The sequence below is a fragment of the Pseudanabaena sp. PCC 7367 genome (assembly GCF_000317065.1).
GTDB classification, from domain to species: Bacteria; Cyanobacteriota; Cyanobacteriia; order Pseudanabaenales; family Pseudanabaenaceae; genus Thalassoporum; species Thalassoporum mexicanum.
Window position 1 is genome coordinate 3926301 of record NC_019701.1, and the last position, 20669, is coordinate 3946969.

The 20669-nt window shown below is 46.8% G+C and carries 20 protein-coding genes; 10 read left to right on the top strand and 10 right to left on the bottom strand.

Annotated elements, in window-relative coordinates; genetic code table 11:
• The first annotated feature begins 304 nt into the window (after positions 1-304).
• Positions 305-1027, top strand: a complete 723-nt coding sequence (locus tag PSE7367_RS22155) for a calcium-binding protein (RefSeq protein ID WP_015166347.1) — start codon at positions 305-307, stop codon at positions 1025-1027.
• A gap of 42 nt (positions 1028-1069) precedes the next feature.
• Here the strand turns inward: PSE7367_RS22155 and PSE7367_RS20630 are convergent, their stop codons facing one another.
• A complete protein-coding gene (locus tag PSE7367_RS20630) occupies positions 1070-2662 on the bottom strand; it encodes a CHAD domain-containing protein (protein ID WP_015166348.1) in 1593 nt (530 codons plus the stop codon).
• Positions 2663-3008: 346 nt separating this feature from the next.
• On the opposite strand from PSE7367_RS20630, the gene PSE7367_RS15755 reads away from it, so the two are divergent.
• The 5 genes from PSE7367_RS15755 to PSE7367_RS15775 all read left to right on the top strand — a co-directional run bounded on the left by PSE7367_RS15755 (position 3009) and on the right by PSE7367_RS15775 (position 7825).
• Positions 3009-4115 (top strand): pentapeptide repeat-containing protein, encoded by a 1107-nt coding sequence (locus tag PSE7367_RS15755; protein ID WP_015166349.1) that lies wholly within the window; start codon positions 3009-3011, stop codon positions 4113-4115.
• Positions 4090-4491, top strand: coding sequence for a hypothetical protein (locus PSE7367_RS22995; RefSeq protein ID WP_264314156.1), 402 nt, complete (start codon positions 4090-4092; stop codon positions 4489-4491). The genes PSE7367_RS15755 and PSE7367_RS22995 overlap by 26 nt, the downstream gene beginning before the upstream one ends.
• Positions 4492-4834: 343 nt before the next feature.
• Positions 4835-5758: a CDF family zinc efflux transporter Cdf31 gene (gene cdf31, locus PSE7367_RS15765; protein WP_015166351.1), complete on the top strand. Its 924-nt coding sequence runs from the start codon at positions 4835-4837 to the stop codon at positions 5756-5758.
• A complete protein-coding gene (locus tag PSE7367_RS15770) occupies positions 5676-6767 on the top strand; it encodes a hypothetical protein (protein WP_198013424.1) in 1092 nt (363 codons plus the stop codon). The genes cdf31 and PSE7367_RS15770 overlap by 83 nt, the downstream gene beginning before the upstream one ends.
• A 179-nt stretch (positions 6768-6946) precedes the next feature.
• Positions 6947-7825, top strand: coding sequence for an aldose epimerase family protein (locus tag PSE7367_RS15775; protein ID WP_015166353.1), 879 nt, complete (start codon positions 6947-6949; stop codon positions 7823-7825).
• Positions 7826-7949: 124 nt separating this feature from the next.
• Here PSE7367_RS15775 and thiO read toward each other — a convergent pair whose 3' ends face one another.
• The gene (gene thiO, locus PSE7367_RS15780) at positions 7950-9008 is read right to left on the bottom strand and encodes a glycine oxidase ThiO (RefSeq protein WP_015166354.1); all 1059 of its coding nucleotides are present in this window, start codon (positions 9006-9008) and stop codon (positions 7950-7952) included.
• Positions 9009-9104: 96 nt separating this feature from the next.
• Here thiO and PSE7367_RS15785 point away from each other — a divergent pair, with 96 nt between their 5' ends.
• Positions 9105-9806 (top strand): hypothetical protein, encoded by a 702-nt coding sequence (locus tag PSE7367_RS15785; RefSeq protein ID WP_015166355.1) that lies wholly within the window; start codon positions 9105-9107, stop codon positions 9804-9806.
• A gap of 69 nt (positions 9807-9875) precedes the next feature.
• Here PSE7367_RS15785 and accC read toward each other — a convergent pair whose 3' ends face one another.
• The 4 genes from accC to PSE7367_RS15805 form a co-directional block, all read right to left on the bottom strand.
• Entirely contained in the window at positions 9876-11243 is a 1368-nt protein-coding gene (gene accC, locus PSE7367_RS15790; protein WP_015166356.1) for an acetyl-CoA carboxylase biotin carboxylase subunit, read from the bottom strand.
• A gap of 37 nt (positions 11244-11280) precedes the next feature.
• Positions 11281-11631: a VOC family protein gene (locus PSE7367_RS15795; protein ID WP_015166357.1), complete on the bottom strand. Its 351-nt coding sequence runs from the start codon at positions 11629-11631 to the stop codon at positions 11281-11283.
• 77 nt (positions 11632-11708) lie between these two features.
• Positions 11709-12464: an ABC transporter ATP-binding protein gene (locus PSE7367_RS15800; RefSeq protein WP_015166358.1), complete on the bottom strand. Its 756-nt coding sequence runs from the start codon at positions 12462-12464 to the stop codon at positions 11709-11711.
• Positions 12465-12553: 89 nt separating this feature from the next.
• Positions 12554-13627 carry an ABC transporter substrate-binding protein gene (locus PSE7367_RS15805; protein ID WP_015166359.1) on the bottom strand — a complete coding sequence of 358 codons (1074 nt, stop codon included), beginning with the start codon at positions 13625-13627 and terminating at the stop codon, positions 12554-12556.
• 771 nt (positions 13628-14398) lie between these two features.
• On the opposite strand from PSE7367_RS15805, the gene PSE7367_RS15810 reads away from it, so the two are divergent.
• A complete protein-coding gene (locus PSE7367_RS15810) occupies positions 14399-15214 on the top strand; it encodes a FecR domain-containing protein (protein WP_041698548.1) in 816 nt (271 codons plus the stop codon).
• 354 nt (positions 15215-15568) lie between these two features.
• A complete protein-coding gene (locus PSE7367_RS15815; RefSeq protein ID WP_015166361.1) occupies positions 15569-16366 on the top strand; it encodes a hypothetical protein in 798 nt (265 codons plus the stop codon).
• Here PSE7367_RS15815 and tilS read toward each other — a convergent pair.
• From tilS to PSE7367_RS15830, 3 genes are all read right to left on the bottom strand, one after another.
• Positions 16344-17357, bottom strand: a complete 1014-nt coding sequence (gene tilS, locus PSE7367_RS15820; protein ID WP_015166362.1) for a tRNA lysidine(34) synthetase TilS — start codon at positions 17355-17357, stop codon at positions 16344-16346. The genes PSE7367_RS15815 and tilS overlap by 23 nt on opposite strands.
• 234 nt (positions 17358-17591) lie before the next feature.
• On the bottom strand, positions 17592-18656 hold the full coding sequence (acsF, locus tag PSE7367_RS15825; protein ID WP_015166363.1) for a magnesium-protoporphyrin IX monomethyl ester (oxidative) cyclase: 1065 nt from the start codon (positions 18654-18656) through the stop codon (positions 17592-17594).
• A 197-nt stretch (positions 18657-18853) separates the two neighbouring features.
• Complete coding sequence (locus tag PSE7367_RS15830) at positions 18854-19420, bottom strand: photosystem I assembly protein Ycf4 (RefSeq protein WP_015166364.1); 567 nt, start codon at positions 19418-19420, stop codon at positions 18854-18856.
• Between the two features lie 145 nt (positions 19421-19565).
• Here PSE7367_RS15830 and PSE7367_RS15835 point away from each other — a divergent pair, with 145 nt between their 5' ends.
• Positions 19566-19946 carry a LapA family protein gene (locus PSE7367_RS15835; RefSeq protein ID WP_015166365.1) on the top strand — a complete coding sequence of 127 codons (381 nt, stop codon included), beginning with the start codon at positions 19566-19568 and terminating at the stop codon, positions 19944-19946.
• An 11-nt stretch (positions 19947-19957) separates the two neighbouring features.
• Here the strand turns inward: PSE7367_RS15835 and PSE7367_RS15840 are convergent, their stop codons facing one another.
• Complete coding sequence (locus PSE7367_RS15840) at positions 19958-20317, bottom strand: hypothetical protein (protein ID WP_156800417.1); 360 nt, start codon at positions 20315-20317, stop codon at positions 19958-19960.
• Positions 20318-20669: the final 352 nt, after the last annotated feature.

Below are 20669 nucleotides of genomic sequence, written 5' to 3' on the forward strand. Positions count from 1 at the left end.
GGAGGTAATCATATCTGTGGGTTTTGGATGTTTATATTGGCTTAGCGATCGCCATAATCTCTATTCGATCGATAATCTAAGCTTCTTGATCGATCAAATAGACTGCAATTTAATTAAATACATACCCAGCTAAAATTTATTGTGGGAAATCTTGCCAAATCTCGGCCTTTACGTCTCAGCCTAGCTCCTGTATTCTGGCGCTGTATTTAAGTTTACTAAAAGTCCTTTAGTAAAGAATTGGCAATAATGCAAATTTTGAAGGACAAAGAAACTAGATGTGGTTTAGTGCAGGAGCAAATTAGGGATGGCAATTATTTTTGGTACCGCAGGCTTTGATGTTCTGCTCGATCAGCCTGGTGAAAATTCATTTTTGTTTGGTTTTGCTGGTAATGATTCGATCTATGGCATTGATGGTGATGACACGATCAATGGCAATCAAAACAACGATTCGATTTTAGGGGGCGAAGGGGATGATTTTGCCGTGGGGGGCAAAGATGCCGATACGCTGGATGGTGAGGAAGGAAATGATTTTTTGAACGGCAATCTGGGCAGCGATCTGGTGCTGGGTGGGGATGGCAATGATACCCTGCATGGCGGCAAAGATAGCGATATTCTGATAGGTGGTGGCAGCAATGATTTGGTGAATGGCGATCGCGGTGGCGACTTCCTCACTGGCGTGGATCTCAGCTTCTCTGCTCCAGGGCTAGGCGAAATTGATACCCTGACCGGAGGATCGGGCGAAGATACTTTTGTACTGGGCGATCGGCTCAGGATTTACTACAACGATGGAATGACTGCCGCATTTGGGGTGGCGGTGATTACTGACTTCAATCCCCTGGATGATTTTATTCAACTCTCTGGCAGCGGCACCTATTCGATCGCGGCGGCTCCCACTGGATATGTGGGCAGTGCGATCTACTATCACAACACCAGTGCTGGTTTTGGCCCCAATAGTGATGTGATTGCCATATTTGAGGATTTCTTCACCCTCAGTCTCAGCGCCGATTACATTATCCAGGTGACCTAAACCTAGATGACAGATGACATAAGTCTTAAGCTCTATTAAGCTCTATGTAGATTTAGTTGAATTAACCGATCGATCGCCATTCATACTCGTCTCGGCGATCGGTGGCTGGGCAGTTTGATTTGGCTTAGCTTTTGAAGGCTTTGACTCAACAGGTGCGGCAGCTTGAGGCTCTTTTTTAGTGCTAGTAGTTCCCTTTTTCCCTGGTGCTGTGGCTGGTTGCTGCTCTTGTTTAGTGGATTTACCATCTGTGGTGGCTTTAGATGCTGTAGTAGTTTTATTTTTATGAGAGTTATTAGAGCTGGTTGCTGGTTTAGCCGATCGCTTGGCTCTGGTCGATGCCGAAGATTCAGAAAATGCAGAAGCTTTAGAACTAGTTGCACTTTTCGTTTTGATATTCTTCTGGGCATTACCCGCCCCCGTCGCAGTATTACTGTTAGTTTTAGCAGGCGTTTTTGCAGTTGAAGATGGTTTCGGGTTACTTGTTTTAGAGGTTGCGGCAGTTGAGGTTTTAGTTGATTTAGCTGATTTCTTAGAGCTACTGGTTTTAGGAGTTTTGGCGGTCTTAGTTGCGGTTTTGGCGGCCGTAGATTTGGTTTTAGTAGCTTTAGAGCTAGTTGATGAGATGGTGGTTGGTTTTAGTAAAATTTGAATCAAGCGATCGCGGTAGGTGCGATCGATATAGAGGGCTTGAATTGGCCGTAGCTGCTGCCAAGCGCTCACCCTTTGCTGGCGTAGTTGCTCAGTCAGGGTCGGCATTTTTGTTTCGACATTTTTGCCCAATGCCTTAACCAGAAGCGATGCCAACACAAAACTATCCTGCAACTTGCCGAGTGCTTCCTGGGCAGTCTGAAAATGCTTAATTTCCTTGGCATAGTCTGCACCATAGAAAGCAGTAAAAAACTCGGTTTGATAGCGCACCCGCTTAATTTGCTTGCGCAGATCATGCAGCGCCGCATCATGGGTTTTGAGTTCTGATTCTAGCTGTTCTGGGGCGATCGGTGCGATCGCTAATTTTCCCTCGCTTAAATTAGTGCCCACCAGCCAGCCAGGATGTTGAAACAAATTCACCAGGGTCGGAATTAGCAGATCGGGAATCACAAACTCAGCCGCCAGGTTAGCAATATTGACATCACGATCGATATCAGCAGCTTGGAAGGAGGGTTGCTCCAACCAGTTGGCATAGGTGGCACTGAATTTCTGGTATGGTTTGCTGGCCAGGAGCGATCGCATTTTGGCCAAAGCTACCTTACGTTTTTTGCTCAGATATTTAAACACTTTGGCGAGTAATGCCTGCTCCGCTTCCGGTAGGGTTGGCGCGTAGATATTCTTAAGATCGGCTTGTAAAACATCCAGATCGCGCACCTTGCCCAGATTACGGCCAATCCTGGCCATATTTTTCTCACTTGCGGCCTTGGGCAAATCCAGAATATCGGCAAACACCTGGAGCGTCGATCGCAACCGCCGCATCCCCACCCGCATTTGATGCAGTGCCTCTGGGTCTTCGTCTGCAAATACATCGGGCTCATGCTTGACGATCTTTTGGTAGTGCTTGGCGATCGCCTGTTGGGCACATGTAGCGAAGGTGATCGGGGTGTTGGCTGTGGTATCAGTCTGGTTCTTTTTACGGGCGGTCATAGGACAAAACCGGAGGGTAGCTTACATGGTTAATTCTAGGTTAAGAGATTGCGCAAGCTAGACTCCATAAGATTGATATAACAATTTTCGGCTTTGCAAATAGGGCATGAATTGAATTTGTTGGTCTATGCTTAAAATCCATGCTTAATATGGAAATAGGGGTAGCTTTTGCGCAGTTTTGATCGCAATTGCTGGGATTTGTGGCCTGAATTGGATGGAATTCCCATTTACTCTAAACATAGCTAGAGGTTTGGCAGAATAACCGATATAATTCGACACATCAAGGGTAGAGCCTTGATTTTGTTTACATATATATCTACTTAAGCTCTCTCTAGCAGGCAATTCTGTGGCTTCTCCTGTCAGCTTTGGCCGCGCCAAATTTCTAGGTTTAACGATCGCAACTGTGGCAATGGCGATCGCATTGCTTGGATTGCGCCTGCCCGATCAGCGCTTGTTGTGGGGGGGGATTGCGGCAACTTCTCTTGTGATTATGCCGATCCTGCTGCCAGCCATAAAAAGGGTGTTTTTTAGCTCACCATTGGGGCAAAACTGGCATATTACCTGGGCGAGTGGGTTGGCGATCGCAATCCTGGCAATTTGGGGGCGGTTTACGGCCTTGGATGATACCTTCTGGCTCTGGTTTAATAGCCTGCGTTGGGATGCTTTGGGAGCAGTGGGGCAAATTTTGATTGCGGTTTTGGCGGTGTGGGTGGCCAAGCGGCAAAATGAGATCGCTGAGCGCCTTACGGGGCAACAAAACCTGATTACCCAACAACAAACGATCGATGCTTATTTTCAGGGCATCTCCGATCTGGTGCTTGATCCCGAAGGCCAACTAGAGGACTGGCCATTGGAGCGATCGATCGCCAGGGCTAGAACCTCGGCGATTATGTCTGGCTCTGATGCGGAGGGTAAAGCTAAGATCCTGCGGTTTCTTTCCAGTGCCAACCTGCTCACGCCCTTAAAGCGGGATGGCCTGCTGGGGCGGCCAATCTTGGATGGTTCCGGTGGTTATGTGGTGGACTGGGCGTATGGGATTCGGGTGGTGAGTTTGGGGGTGATGTTGGCGAAGAAGGATCTCAGCAAAACCGATCTGCGCTGGTGCGATCTCAGTGGCGCTAATTTTATTGGCACAGATTTTAGGGGTTGCGATCTCACTGGTGCTAATCTGAGTGGGGCGATCCTGGCGGATGCTAATTTGAGCGGTGTAGATTTAAATATGACCAAGTTGTTTCATGGTGATATTGCTACTGCTTCGCCACGGGATCGGGATCATGAGCCAGATTTTGAGACAGGTGAATATACTGGGGCGATCGTGGCGGCGGCTGATTTTAGTCAGGCGGTGGAATTAATGCCAGAGGCTAAAAAATATATCTGTGCCTGGGGTGGCAACAAAACTAGAAAAACTGTACCGGGAGGGTGTGAGGATGTACCGAATCTGTTGGGGCGTTAAGCGATCGCCACTGGCCTTAGGATCTTTATCTTTACTAGCGATATTGATTGGTAGCAGCATGTTGCCCATGTCCCTAGAGGCTCAAACACAGAACCAGTCTCAAACCCAAACTACACCTTCAAGCCAATCCCAAAACTTATTGCCACCACCGGAAGATACCCCGGAAGAAATCCTGCGCACGGAAATATATGTGGAAGCGCGATCGCCGATCGATGGCAAGTTACTCACCGCAGCGGAATACATTGAACAGCAGGAAGATCTAGAGGCACAGATCGAAAACCTGCCGCCAGAGATGCTGGTCTCAGAAGAGGTGCGCGAGTTAATTGGCTTGCTGAAACTGCGGAAGCTCTTAAAAACTTTTGTACCGTTTTTCTAGGTGGGAGTTGCGATCGCCCCAAAGTATCATTTACCAGAGTTTATCTAGAATCTTTTTGTGTTTCCTTGCCAAGCATAATATTAAAGCCGGTTAAATACCCTAGACTGGGACTGTTGCAACCACGGCAATCAAAACACAAAACAAGGCGATCGTGTTTCATCTTCCATCGGTTGGATTCAAATTCGATCTAAGACATTGTGCGGATATTTGCTTATTGACCTGTTTCTAGCACAATAGAATGATAGATATTTAGATATTAATAGATATTTAGATATTACTTGTAATACTGTGTAATACATGGGACTAACGGCTAGCTAATCGCGTTGAAATTATAGGTAGGAGTGTGCAAGAAGATACTCGTCCCGAAGTACGCAAAGTATTAATTGTGACACTGGTACTTAATGTGGCAGTGTTACTACTGAAGGTGATCGTTGGCATTTGGACTGGGGCATTGAGCTTGGTTGCTGATGCGCTCCATAGCCTGACCGATAGCGCTAACAATATTTTGGGCCTGGTGGCGATCCGCTTTGCCTCGCCCTTTCCCGATCGTGAACATCCCTATGGCCATCGCAAATTTGAGGCCGTGGGCGCGATCGGCATTACCGCGTCACTATTGTTCGTTTGTTTTGAAATTATCCAAGCGGCGATCAATCGACTACTGTCCGGTGGCAAAATCCTGGATATTAATGCCCCAGTGATGTGGATTATGGTTATAGTCTTGGGGATCAATATATTTGTGGCTTTCTATGAGCGACGGGTGGGCAAACGCTTGAATAGCAATATCTTGATCGCCGATGCCTATCACACCATGAGCGACATCTGGATTACCCTGGCGGTAATGCTGGGCTTGGTGGGGATTTGGGTTGGCAATGTCACTGGCTTGAGCTGGCTGAACTGGCTGGATGTGATCGTGGCCTTTCCCGTAGCGGGATTTGCGCTCTGGAGTGCCTGGGAAGTTTTTATGAGCAATCTACCAATTCTGGTGGATGAAGCGGCGATCGCCCCCGAAGAAATTGCCGCGATCGCTAATTCAGTGCCCGGTGTGATTAATTGCCATGACATTGCCTCGCGGGGATTGGTAGGCCAACAGGTATTTATTGAAATGCATATGGTAGTTGCGCCCCAGGATGTGGAAACTGCCCACGACATTACCGAGCGGGTTGAGGATCTATTACTCAATCGCTATGCTCCAGCGCGGATTACGATCCATGTGGAGCCGCCTGAATACGAGTCCGATCGAATCACCTACACCAGCCAGCATGAGTAGTTATCCTGTTGCCCTGTTACCAGTTTCCATCCAGCGTGCCTTGCGGGAAGAACCACAGGTGCCAATGTTTGATGAGCAAGCACCCAAACCACCAACCGATCAAGAGCCTCAGCCAGTTAATGTTGGCAATACGGTTATTTTAGCGCTGGCCTTGATCCTAGGAATTGTGGTGATGATTAGAATTAGTAAACTCTCGGCTGGTGTTTTGCTAGTGATTGGCCTAATCGGAATTACGCTCAGAACCAGAATGCAGTCGCTTCAATATCAAAATCGCCTCCATGAATACGATCAGACTATGGAGCAATATTATGCCATCCTTAATCAGTATTCAGCCAGAGCCGGCCAACATCAAAATTTAGTCAATCGGGCTTTGTCACCGGAAAACTTAGCCAACTTTCGGGCTGCGTTGGCGACAGAAATCCTCAAGCAATATGAGCAAGAAGCAGCGATCGCCACTGACTTAGCGATCGATAATCAGGATGATAAAGCAGTCTATGGTTCGGCCTGTGCTAGTCAGGTCAGGGATCTACTGGCTCAATATTTTTCCCAGTATTTTGGTGCTGCGATCCAGGCGGATGTGCTGTTGACGTTGCCCCAGCTAGATAATCCTTATTTAGTGGATTTTGTCTATGGCGATCGTGAGCATAATTTATATATTGCGATCGTGATTGATGTACCCTACGACCTCAAGACTAAAACGGCGCTAAATTACGTCGATGCATGGCAAGATCGCCTCACCAGTCAAGCCCTGCATGAGAATGGCTGGATCTTACTCAAATTTGCTGAAGAGCAAGTGTGGCGATTGCCCAAAAGTTGCTGCCGTGAATTGGCCAAACTAGTAGCGACTGTTAGTTGTAAGCCAGAGATCATGGCTGAATTCCGTCAGGTGGGTGAGCTACCCAGGCTCAAGCAATGGAGTAAAAAACGGGTGGAGCAATTAGCGACTAATGGCTATCGGGAAAAGTATTTGTCGGCGATCGCTAAAAAGAATTCCAGTCAAAATCCTTAACTACCCTAACTACCATTTAAGCAGCCAGAAAGAATTAAACATCTAGCATCTGCAGAAGTGGCGAGTGGTTGGCAATTCTTCAGTTTAAGAGCAGCTTTTTTCGATAAAATATTCTAGTGCTGATCCTGGCCGGAGCTAAATCCGATCGCATCCTCTAACCATCATCCAAGAAAAAAGTTATGACAGTAAGGGTTGAGCAAAACCAGTATAAAACCTACGTAGTCACTGACCCCAAGACGCGATCGCAGATTAAAGTAGTGCCAGAGCGCGGCGGTATTATTCGCGCTTGGCAAGTAGATGGCAAAGATATTCTTTATCTCGATCAAGAACGTTTCGCCGACCCAACTAAAAGCATCCGGGGCGGGATTCCAGTGCTATTCCCGATTTGTGGCAACCTGCCCGAAGACTTGTATGTGTATTCTGGCCATGAATATACCCTGAAGCAGCATGGGTTTGCCCGCGATCTGCCCTGGCAGGTAATTGGTCAAGCTTCCGAAGAAACCGACACCGCTTGCATTGTCCTGGAGCTAAGCAGTGATGACCAAACCCTGGCCGCCTATCCATTTGAGTTTCGGTTAGTGCATACCTATGTGGTAGATGGTAATCGCCTTACGATCAAGCAGAGCCTGACCAATCTTTCGCGGGAATCGATGCCTTTTTCCAGTGGTTTTCATCCCTACTTTGCGATCGCCGACAAGCACAAACTCAAGCTCGATCTTCCTGCTAATCAATTCTGGGATCATCTTACCGAAGCTGATTATGACTATGATGGCAGCCTGGATTTTGAAGCGGCAGAAATTGATATTGCCTTTAAGGAATTATTTGGCGGCTCGGCCAGTGCCTTCGATCACGATCGGCAGATCAAGATCAACCTCAGCTACGATACCTGTTACTCAACGCTGGTGTTTTGGACAGTGAAAGGGAAAGATTATTTTTGTTTGGAACCCTGGACTGCGCCACGCAACGCGCTTAATTCCGGCGAGAGTATTATTTCCCTCGAACCCGGCGATACGCAGGAGATGTCGATCGAATTAGCGGTAGAATTTCTCAGCGGCTAATTAAAGCTTGGGTATTACTTATAGCTAGCAGTAATGATTCTCAGATTCTCAGCAAAGGACGCTTCAGGCAGTCTCGATTCTGTAGCCAAATGTCATTACATAACATGTGCAGGGATACCAAAACCTATTGACTATAACTAAACTCTTTCAAAATCGGATCAGGATTCCCACCGCGAATATGCTCAGTTAGGAGCTTGGCCGTGATCGGTGCCAGCAAAATGCCATTGCGATAGTGACCAGTAGCCAAAGATAAATTTTCATAATTACTTGCACCCAATAGTGGCATTTCCTTGGGCGCATAGGGACGAAACCCCCACCAGGTTTCTTGAATAGTCATGTTGGCGATCGCTGGATATAGGGCGATTGCGTTGGTTAATAAGGTCTGGATGCCGATCGCGGTATTGCCAGGGGCAAAGCCCACCTGCTCAACCGTTGCCCCCAAAATAATCGTGCCATCCAGGCGCGGCACAATATAAATCCCTGGCGCAAAAATAACCCGATGAAGACTGCGATCGGGATCAAAAACCGACAGCATTTGCCCTTTGTGGGGTGAAACTGGCAGCGGCATCAACTCCCTCGTCCAGGCTCCAGTTGCCACCAGGTAATGTCCAGCCTGGAACTTGCCAGAGCTGGTTTCTAAATGGGAAATGCGATTACCGTCAGCATGGGCCACAATGTCATAGACGCTTACCCCTTCAAGCAAATTAACCGACAGCGATCGCGCCGCCATGATCAATACCTGCAACAACCGCCGACTATCCACCTGGGCATCATCTTCAAACCATAGTCCCCCCAGTACCTCCTTGCTCAGTCCTTCCTGGATTCTGGCTAGTGCTGATTTGTTCACAAATTGATTAATGCATTGGGCGGGATATTGCGAAAATTGTTCTTTCTGGGTGATCGGCGTAAAGATACCACTCTGCCAATAGCCACAATCTTGACCAGTCAAATCTTCGAGCTTATTAATCCAGTAGGGATAGAGATCGCGGCTGGATCTACCGAGTTGGGCTAGCTTGCCGCTGAGTTGTTCTGCTTCTGGGGCGAGCATTCCGGCTGCTGCCCAGGTTGCCCCATGGCCGCAACGTTGGCGATCGACCACTGTCACTTTGGCGCCGTAGAGGGCTAGGTCAATGGCGATCGAGAGGCCAATAATACCCCCTCCTATGATCAAAACATCGGTCATACTAATTTAAGATTTCTGTTACAATAAATATTGTTATAGTAGCTTTGTAAAGTCCGATCACCATTGTGAAGGAAAGTCGGCATAGGTTGTTAAATTATGCAGCAATTCCAGAACATCTATATTGAATGCTCGCCAGAAGACGCAGAATCACTGTTTGATTTTGTAGAAAGGGAGGTGGAAATCAATGAGCTATGGGATATTGATTCCGAAGCTGTAGGAACTGCAAAGAAAGAGACCTATGGTGATGGGCTTCGTTTTACTTTCGTTAGCTTGTTAGACAAGAATAAGGAAGAAGTTGCCAATATAGTTTTACTTCATAGTCCTAGAGGGAAAATTTATGTGCCTAATATTGTACCTAATCAGCTAGGGCGATTAACCAAGTCTGAATACAATAAAATCCTCCAAGATTTCGAGCAAGTTATCCTAAAACCTGCAATAAGTAAATGGGCACGGCCATATGAATACACTATAACTAAGCCAAATGTAGGTGTAGAAGATATTTTCCCTGAAACAGTGGCTACAGCACTCAGGCGATTTAGCCTGACATTATATAAAGCCAATCCTTTTCATCCTGATGCTCAAGAAAGATGGCGGCAATTCATAATAGATGCCTACTCTAATAATGTGGAAGTATCACAAGGGAAACTAGTCGGATTAATGGTAGAAGACTTAGGTTGGGATATAGAATATGCGAAAAAATTATCTTACGTGTACTTTGAAGGACTAGATCTTCTGAAAGATTTCGACAATTATGCCCATCAACAAGATGCAAGCTTTAGTCAAGCAAATGTTGGCTGAACCTAAACCAGTTTTGTATCTGGATACTTGCATCTATTTAGATTTGCTTAGTAAATTACTTTAGCTGGCTTATCCCTCATCATCACGGTGTTTGTCCAACAATGACTGCACATAACTGGTATAGACATTACCCTTCTGAAAAGCCTCATCTTCCAACACCTTTTGATGAAAGCCGATCGTGGTGGGTACGCCAGTGATCGCAAACTCATACAAAGCCCGCTTCATCCGTGCGATCGCGGTGGGTCGATCGCCTGCCCAGACAATTAGCTTGCCGATCAACGAATCATAATAGGGCGGGATTTCATAGTCAGTATAAACATGGGAATCCATCCGCACACCAGGGCCACCCGGTGGTAAATAGGCACTGATCCGGCCGGGGTTGGGGCGGAAATCATAATCAGGGTCTTCCGCATTGATGCGGCATTCAATCGCATGACCGCTGAGAATTACATCTTTTTGGGAGATTTGCAGCTTCTCGCCCATGGCGATTTTGAGCTGTTCCGCAATCAAATCTATGCCTGTCACCATTTCTGTAACTGGGTGTTCCACCTGGATGCGGGTATTCATCTCCATGAAATAGAATTTGTTGTGCTTATCGAGCAAAAATTCGATCGTGCCTGCGCCAGTATAGTTAATCGCCTGAGCAGCCCGCACCGCCGCGCTACCCATTTGCGATCGCAGACGTGGGGTCAGGGCAATACTGGGGGATTCCTCGAGTAATTTCTGGTGACGGCGCTGAATTGAGCAATCGCGCTCGCCCAAATGCACCACATTGCCATAGCTATCGGCCAGGATTTGAAACTCAATGTGGCGTGGTTCTTCGACGAATTTTTCAATATATACACCAGAGTTGGCAAACGCTGCTCCGGCTTCGGTTTGGGCTGCCTTGAGCGATCGCAACAGGTCTTCGGGATGATAGACCAGCCGCATCCCTTTACCACCACCACCAGCAGTGGCCTTAATCATGACCGGATAGCCAATTTTTTGGGCAACTTTGATCGCTTCTTCTTCCGATTCGATGATGTCATCACTACCGGGCACGGTGGGCACGTTGGCCTTTTGCATCGTGCGCTTGGCCGTGGACTTATCCCCCATTTGGGAAATGGATTGGGGACTGGGGCCCACAAAAATAAGATTGTGGTCGGCACAAATTTCCGCAAATCTAGCATTTTCAGCCAGGAACCCATAGCCAGGATGGATCGCGGTGGCATCGTGGGTGAGGGCGGCGGAAATAATATTAGGGATGTTTAAATAACTTTTATTGCTGGGTGATTCACCAATACAGACAGCTTCATTGGCCAATTGGACAGGCAGGGAATCTCGATCGGCTTCAGAATGAACCGCTACGGTGGCTATGCCCATTTCTTCACAGGTGCGAATGATCCGCAGCGCAATTTCACCGCGATTAGCAATCAGTAATTTTTTTATGGGTGCCATATATCAAAAATCATCAAGTGGTTGCAGAGCAGAATAATCATGATATCGGCTCGTAGAGAAATTCAAAGGTGTTATTGTCTGGATCTTTACTATAGAACGAAGCTGTTCCATCGCGGTGATCGTGAATTTTCCCTACCCTGACCCCTGATTCAGTTAGGCGGGTATGGTGTTGCTCTAGTTCGGTGCGATCGCTAAACACAAAGCCAAAGTGCGCGCCTGCCTGACGATATTCAGGCCCCAACAGAGCCAGGCCATCATCGCCAGCTTTTAAATAGGCCCAATCATTATCTTGCCAGGCCAATTCCATGCCTAATTTCTGATAAAAGTCTACTGCTGCGGGGATGTCTTTAACACAGACCGCCACATGCCCCAATCGCTTCAGGTTCATTAGTGCAAACTTGTTTGATTGAATTCTTGACTACCTTTCTATTTTACCTTTTGCTTGCCATGATCTGGCGCTTGTGATTAAGTCATCATCGCCTGAGCCAGTTGCGCCGATACCTGTTGGCAATAGTGGCTAAAGGCTTGAGAGGTGCGAAATTCCGGCTGACGGGGATAGGGCTGATCGATCGCCACTTCGGCCACAATCCGCCCCGGTCGCGCTGCCATGATCACTACTCGACTGGATAAATATACCGCCTCATATATGTTGTGGGTGACAAACATCACTGTCCATTTTTCCTGGCTCCAGAAATTCAGCAGCTCATCGTTCAGGCTGGTGCGGGTAATATCATCGAGCGCACCAAAGGGCTCGTCCATGAGTAACATCTGGGGCGAAGTAACCAGGGCTCTGGCGATCGAAACCCGCATTTTCATACCGCCGGAAAGCTGGCGCGGGTAGGATTGGGCAAAGTTTTCTAGCCCCACCAGTTGCAACACGCTGGTTACCAGTTTATTTGCCTCACGCCGACCGATTCCACTTAGCTTCAGTGGCAATCGCACATTATCTTGTACCGTAGCCCAGGGCATCAGAGCGGGTTCTTGAAACACAAACGCGATCTGCTTTTTTAGTTGGCGATCGACCCATTCCACCTGACCAGCACTGAGCGATCGTAATCCGGCCACAATCCGCAGCAGCGTACTTTTGCCGCAACCAGAGGGCCCCACCAACGAGACAAACTCCGATTGCGCCACTTTCAGATTCACATCTTGAAGGGCTACAACACCATTTTCAAACCGTTTGGTAACGCGATCGAGAATCAGGGCGGGGGGAACATTCATACAGGAAAGATTCAATTGGGCTGGATATTTTAGATACTAATCACTACTCTACTGGTGGAGCTTGGGATCTAGCTATAGCATGAAGGAATTTAGCTTTGATAGTAAGCCACGCCTTTATTGGCAAATTCCAGCGTATAGGCTTCTTGATAATCTAGCCCAGCTTCAACAATGCCATATTCAACCAATTCGTTATATAAACTCTGCCAGCGATCGTCAGTCATCGCACCGATCCCTAGCTTTGTTGCTACCCCTGCCTTGATCACTTCATATTCTTTGAGCTTCTCGATGCTGTAGGCGATCTGCTCGGCGCTCATTTCTGGGTTGTCTTTTTGAATCAATTCATTGCCAGGGGCGGGATTTTCCAGATAGCTATACCAACCCTTAATTGAAGCATCCACAAATCGCTGTACCAGATCGGGCTTTTGTGCGATCGTTTCTCTTTTGGTATCGATCGTAAAGGAATAGGGGTTATACCCGGCTTCGGCAAGTTGCAGGATCACCGGATCAAAACCAGCCTCCTGGGCGATCGTAAATGGCTCGGCGGTTAACAGCCCTTGCTGGACTGAATTTTCATCGATTAAAAAGGGGCCAATATTAAAGTTATAGGGGCGTTGCTGGCTGTCATCGTAGCCATATTTACTTTTCAGTAGTGGCCAGTAGGTAGTATTCACCGCAGGCGAGAGGAAAATTGGCTTCCCCTTCAGCGCCTCGAAGGAATCATTGCCCACGCCAGGATGTGCCAATAAAACCTGGATCTCTTTTTGGAAGATCGACGCGATCGTCACCTTGGGAATCCCCTCTTGCAGCGCCTTGATCGAACTAACCGCATTACCCAAACTAAAATCAATTACCCCACCCATTAGCATCTGGGTCAAATTAGCCTGGGGCGGTGTTTCCTGCACATCCACTTCCAGGCCATATTCAGCATAAATGCCAGTGGCCACGGCTTGATAATAACCGCCATATTCGGCTTCTGCTTTCCAACCTAGACCCAGAGCAATTTTATCTAATTGTTGATCTTGATCTAGCGATTGATCGCTGCTGCTCGGTGCAGGTTCATTGTTTGCACTACAAGCAGACAAGACCCCTGCCCCCAGGACAAAGGAGCCGAGCTTCAGGAGTTGGCGGCGATCGAGATTGCCAAGGTTGTTAATCCTGTTCATGGGGTTGAGGCGATCGAAAGGGTTTGATTTTCTGTTCATCGAGTTGCGGTTAACAGATTTGTTAAGTTGATTTGGCTACTTTAGCTATTCTATTGGTTAATTAAGCCCAGTTAGGGAATAATCCTGGTTTGCCCGAGTTATCAGCATTGAGTTATCAGCATTGGCAAACGAAACCAAGGCAAATACTTAATGCTAAGTCTCAATTAGATCTGCAAGCGAGTTAATGAATTTGCTATTTACTTTGATAACTTAGCTTGGCGACAACACATTTAAATAGACCAAATCAGTGGATCTACAGGTTTAGGTTGGGCATAAATCCAGATGCCACTGTATCAACGTAGTTGTTTTAGTTGCGAGGCAATTCGATGAAACACCTGGCCAACGGAACAATCAAGCTTAGATCGATCGGCATTATCCATACTTATCGTTACTTATCGTTTCGATCGAACCTGAGACGCACCCTTGGCAGATTGCCGATATCACTTAATTGTCCACCCCGCTAAAATTAATGGGCAGCTAATCTTAATCGCTAATACCAGATCTATGCTGTAGAAAATATCTAAACCGATTCATCTATGTAAATTACAGCGATTTCAATATAGGGCTTTGCCTCTTGGTAGGAGGCTGATTCAAGCATTTCAATCACACCTAAATATAAAAAAATGCAGCGAACTTAGAGCGTCTGCAACCAGATCCAATCGGCTAAATAGAATATTGATGAAAAGCCTACATATGTCATTCCTAAAATCTCGTCTTAAATCAAGTTTTTGGTTGAGTTATCTACTGGTATTTCTGTTCACTGGCAGCAAGGCTTTTGGTTTGGAACCTGGGCTCACCACGATCGAGGTCACTAATTCAACTTACTCGGCTAGTTCTACCTTTAGTTCTACATTGGCAAATTTAGAGCCGGTCGCAGATCGAGCTATTGATCGATCAATAGATTTATTATTGGCAAGTAAAACCAAGGCCACCAGAGCAGGCACGATCCAAGAAGTCCGCAATCGCCAGGTTTGGGTTGTTTCCGCCAATCAAAAACAGCGGCAAAGAGCAACCGCCGGGATGGAACTAAACGTGGGTGACATCGTCCAAACTAAAGGGAATGCAATGGCACAAATCCAACTGGCCAGTGGCATCACCTTTCGGGTCGGTGGTAATTCAACTACGATCATCCAGCCCGATCGCACCATGCGGCTCACTGCCGGGGAAGCCTTAATCTGGGCGAAACCAGGCGAGAAGGTGAATACGCAGGTTTATGGCAAGCGGGCAGTTGCTTCGATTCGCGGCACTACGATCCATGTCAAGGTCGAAGATGACTGCGTTTTTTCGGTGTGGGAGGGTTCAATTTCGCTGAAGCTGGAAAAATCACCAGACGCAGCAGTGATCTTAAATACTGGCGAGCAAGTGAGGGTTGCGACTAATGTGGAGGTAATGAAAAAATTCACCTCCGATGTGGAAACCATTGCCGCCGATCGCTTCCGCCAAAAGCTGGCCGACTCGCCTTTGTTGAATGATTTCAGCACGCCGATCGATACTCAGGCTGAACTCGATCGAGTGGTTGAGCAAACCTATGTACCGCGATTGAAATAGATGGTCACAGATAGTAATTGGCATGAATAGACAAATAAATAATCTGTGCTATTGTCTGTGATCAAATTGGTACTAACTGGCTTGGCATTAAATTGGCCGTAATAGCCGTAATAGATCCAACTTAATGTGATTTTGGCAGAATCAAAGCAAGCCGATCGTGGTGGTGTGAGAGTGGAGAGACAAAATTTAAATATGGAGATCGTAATCTTGTTAAGACATTTGTTCCCTGACGTGATTACAATTGCCCATCATAATTTCAATGGTTGACTACCAGAGCCATTACCTACATATACATATCTCTTGTGGCTGCCAACCAAGCCATTCCTAATTCAATCGCCCCGCGATTTATGAAAGATGAAAACCAGTTACTCTCTTAAAACCCAACCAGAACTCAACCAGGCAGAGCGTCAAACCAGGTCAGCCATGATTGGCAAGCTAGCAATGGCGATCGCTATATTAATTCCTGGCTTAAGTGGCTTAGGTGATTTAAGTATGGCACTGCCTGCTGCTGCCCAAAACACGGCCAATCAAGATCAGGCCCTAACCAGAGCCCTGTGCGATCGGCAATGGATTCAGGCCGCCCAACTTGCAGAAGCTAAGGCCACTAGCATTAGTGATCCGCAACTGAAGCAGCAATGGCTCGACTACCGCGATCGACTGATGTCGGTTTCCAGAGGCTCATTGACCTTTAATACGTCTGAGCTGGAGCAGCTTGGTTGCAATGTGAAATATAGTTTGGCGGGGACGGTGGTGTTTGAGCGATTGCAATCCAATGTACCATCAACCCTGGTGATCCAAAGTGGACGGCAATGCGTGGTGGTGTCTGGTCACATTGATGTGCAAGAAGGCGCACCGGTGGTGATCAAAGATGGCCAGGGTAATACATTGGTGACCACGGAGCTAGGCCGGGGTAGCACCATGCCAGAGCGCTATAGCTATGAAAATTCGCGGATGGGTTCATCGGTACAATCGATCAATTGCCTGTTTGCCTTCAATGTGGGCGATCTGCCCAATGCTGATAGTTATACGATCCAGGTGGGCAATCGTGCCCCCCAGAGCTTTAGCCGCGACCTGATCCAGCAAAATAACTGGCAGGTTGAGCTGCGGGTTAAAAATCCCGCTTTCATTACTAATGGTGGTTTGATTTATTAGGCTCTGAACCAGAATTAGGCTCGCTGCGTAGCCAGATCCAGGAATGTTCCACCTCCGCCCAGACATCACCAGGCAAAGGATCGGTGCGCGATCGCCTGGGGGCATAAATTAAACTCACCACTTTTTCAATCTGTTCAAAGTTTGGCGCTTTGGACAAGTGTTTTTGCAAGAACTGCCGGATTACCCGTCGTTGGAGTGCTTTAGGTAGATCACGCAGCTTGAGGCGATCGATGCGTGGTAATGCTTCTGGTTGCCATGCCTGGGTGGCCAGAGTTTCTAGTAATTCCACCTCATCCCTGAGGATCGCGGCAGTTTGAGCAAGGCTGCGTTCTACTTGCGGATTAAAGTGTTGTTCTAGATAGGGGAGCAGTTCCAGGCGAATCCGATTGCGACTATGTTTAAGATCTTGGTTGGTGGCATCTTCCCAGATTGGCAAGCTCATCGCTTCACAAAAAGAGCCCGTTTGACTACGGCTAAATGACAGCAGCGGCCGCACCAGTAATATGCCCTGGCTTAGCTCCCGTTGCCAGCCCAGCGATCGCAAGCCATCACTACCACTACCCCGGATCGCATTATATAAAAAGGTTTCCGCTAGATCGCTGCGGGTATGCCCCGTTACGACATAGTTGTAATTTGTTTGCTGTGCCAATTCAATTAATTGACCATAGCGCCATTCCCTGGCGGTAGCTTCACTTGCTGGTGGGGTGGTGGCGGTGCGGAGCCAGAATGGTAAGCCCCAGTTTTTTGCCAAATTTGCAACATGCCTTGCATTAGCCTGGGAATCGCTCCGCCAGCGGTGATCACAATGGCCGATCGCCAATTGCCAATCCCAGCTTGCTTGCAGCTTGATTAATAGCTGTGCTAAGCAGAGAGAATCCTGACCACCGGAAACCGCAATCAAAATCTTTGCCCCATTTGGTAGCAGGGGCGGGGGCGATCGCAGGATCTCGCTCAGCTTCGCCGGTAATAATTTTGCAATTTTGCCGGACATGCGGTCTAGGCGTAAATAAGCAGATATCTAGAATAACAAAAATAACAAAAGGGACAACACCTTGGCTGTCCCTAACGTAGATGAATAACTGTGGGTAAGTGACCTAGTAGTTTAGTGAGCTGAGGCAATCTTGCAATCTGCGTCAACTCACTTGCTCTAGTTTAGCTGCTAGTGGATTAATCTGGTGTAGCTCCCAGCATGAACTAAATGAACTAGTAAATTGTAAATTTAGAGTTAGAGTACGGCTGCCTTATCCACATCGATCGGCTTGAGTAAATACATCGTCACGAATTGCCAACCATTAGCAACATAATGGGGCAAAGCTCTAAGTTTTTTGATTACCTTTGGTTGATTAGATTCCGCGATCGCCTTGAGCTTGCCATTGATCGCTACGCATTTTTCTAGACAACTCCAGAATTTGGGGTTTTCGAGATCCAGGATGACTGGAAATGCTCTGGCAGATTCTTCATTGGTATCCCGCAACACTGCCTCGACGTATTGTTGGGTATCCAAGCCGATCGCTTCATAAAAATCAGAGCGATTGCAAATATCGTTGAGATACATGGTGGCAAACACCGACAGCAGGAAGAAACGACACCATAGCTTGGCACGCCAATCACTCACAAACTGCGGTTGGCTCTTCAGCAACAGGTTACAGAAATCACCATGACGGTTTTCATCCTGACACCAGTTCTCAAAGAATTTAAAAATAGGATAGATCCGATTCTCAGGATTCTTGGCCAGGTGTTGATGGATTTTGATATAGCGCCAGTAGCCGATCTTCTCGGACAAGTAGGTGGCATAGAAAATAAACTTGGGTGCAAAGTAAACATACTGCTTACTTTTTGATAGCACCGACAGATCGATTTGCAGATTAAAATCTGGCATTGCTTTATTCAAAAAGCCAGCATGTCTTGCTTCATCACGGCTCATTAGCGAGAAACACTCTGCCATGAGCGGGCTTTTGTCTTTTAGTTTGACTGCAATCTCCTTGTAGAGCAAAAAGCCAGAAAATTCAGAGGTGCAAGAACCTTCCAAAAACACCCTGAATGCTTGTTTGGTGCGATCGTCAAGGTGCTCCCAGGACTGATCAAAATCCTTGTCACGCCTGAAGTGACGGCGATTGTAGTCGGCTTTGAACTCTTCTAGGATCGCCTGATAGTCTGCTTCGCTATCAGTAATATCCATCTTTGCCATCGCTTCAAAATCAGTGGTGTAGAAGCGAGGTGAAAGAATGGTCTCCTTACGTCTTTGCGTGGATGGTGATTGCTGTGTTTCTTTTGTGGGGGTAGCTACCATAGACCTAAAAAAATCCTAGATTCAGATATATATCTTAGATGGGCAAATAGATATGCAAATGAGTGCGATCATTATATGACTGAGTTCTAGTCTATGAGTATTTACCCCTTTTGCCCATTAAGAAGCGTTAAGAAAGGATCTCACTTCATAGAATGATACAAACCTGGTATAGAGATTAACTCATCCTTTTCCTATTCCTATAAACCTTCTAACGGCACACCCAAAAACTTAGCCAACTCGGCAGCACGATCTTCCAGCTTAGACAATGCCATTGGCTGACCAACCTGCGTAATCGGGATATCATTTTTACCCTTGACCCGAATGTAAAGCGCCCGCTTGGGATTGAGGCCATTGCGGATCTCAACCCGGATCGCTTGAATATCTTTTAGGTCATATTCAAAATCAATCTTGCGATTTTTGCCAGGATAGCCAAGCCGAAAAATTCTGGCTTTCTGGCTATTTTGATTAAATTCATTAAAGCCGCTACCCACATCTAGTACCACGATCGCCCAAAGATAGATATCCAGCAGGATTCCCGCTGCACCATAGCCCGTCAGTGCCAAACCCTGGGGTACAAATTGTAGATCTGGTGTGGGGATCATTGGCAGCAGTGGCGTATGTAAATAGCTAGACAGCCCCGCCAGCAGAAAACCAATCGCGCCGATCGCCACAATAACGCCAAAGAAAATATTGCTGAAGCGCCGTGAGCCGACTATTTTGTAGTGCAAAATATTAGTATCATTGCCAGAGATTTCAGTTGCCATATTCTAAGTCTTGTCTTTTCTTTATGAGGTGCAGTAGGTGTAAATATGTCTGATTGCTATCTTAACGGTCAGCAACACTTTATCGATCGCAAATATACTTAAATAATTAGCCATATTAGCCGCAAACAGTGAAAGGTCAAAAATCATGCTGCGCACGTTTGTATATATCTTGCTCTGGGTTTTGATCATGGGCGTTGCCATCTTTGCCAGCCAGAACCTGACCCTGGTAACGATCAAGCTGTTTATATTTGAATCGATTCGCTTACCGCTAGGCTTAGTTTTGGTTACTTGCGCTGGGGCGGGGGGCGTGGTGGCGACCCTTTGGCAGGTTAGTGCTAGAGCACAGCGTAGGCAATTTACCGATCGCGTTGGTAGCAAGCGGGTCAATGCCAGTCGGGGTAATGCGGCTAGTTTTGGCGATCGTAAATCCTCTTCTCGCTCTAAGCAGTCGCGTCAATCGAAGCAATCTGGTGGTGGTTGGGAGGATGACTGGCTCGATGGTAAGGATCAAGATGATTGGCTTTAATGATCACCACGCTAAAAAACGATCGGATTATTCTCTTTCCTAGCGGCGGCAATTAGTTCTCGAAAGCACTCAATAAAATATCTGACAAGAGAGTTTTCACGATCGTAATGTTCTTCAACATGATTTAGCTCGGCCTCAAGTTGATCAAGCTCACTCACTGGAATTTCTCCATCATGGATTGCGTTGTAGACAATTTTATTCAGAATGATCGAGTTTTCCTGATCTAGTAAGGGAGTCATATGTTCACGCATATGGCCTACCGCAGACATATTACCGATCCGCTTACTAATAGCTTCAAAATACTCCAGCGGGAAGACGTATTCGTCCCAATAGTCATAGCTCACGTCGTATTCGCCTGTACGAGGATCCAATGTAAGAGGTACATCTTTAAGCTCTTCCCAGTTTAAGCTTTGCTTACTTTTGAAAACAAAAGCATCAAGTCCCATCTTGTCTCAACCTTAAAAGACAGCAATATTAGAAATAATTCGCCGACCGCATCTTATTCCGATTGTAACCACAGATCATAAATTTAAACTCAAAGCCAAAGGCAACCTGATGCAGTGGATTTAGCCGATCGCAACCGAATCTAGGATGAGATATATTTGTAATAGTCGAATCCAGACGATCACAGCGATCGCAACCAATAGCTTAAGCCCAGCTTCAAAAAGCTAATTGCATATTTGATCCACATCCAGAACCTAAATACCCTCACCCAGAATACTT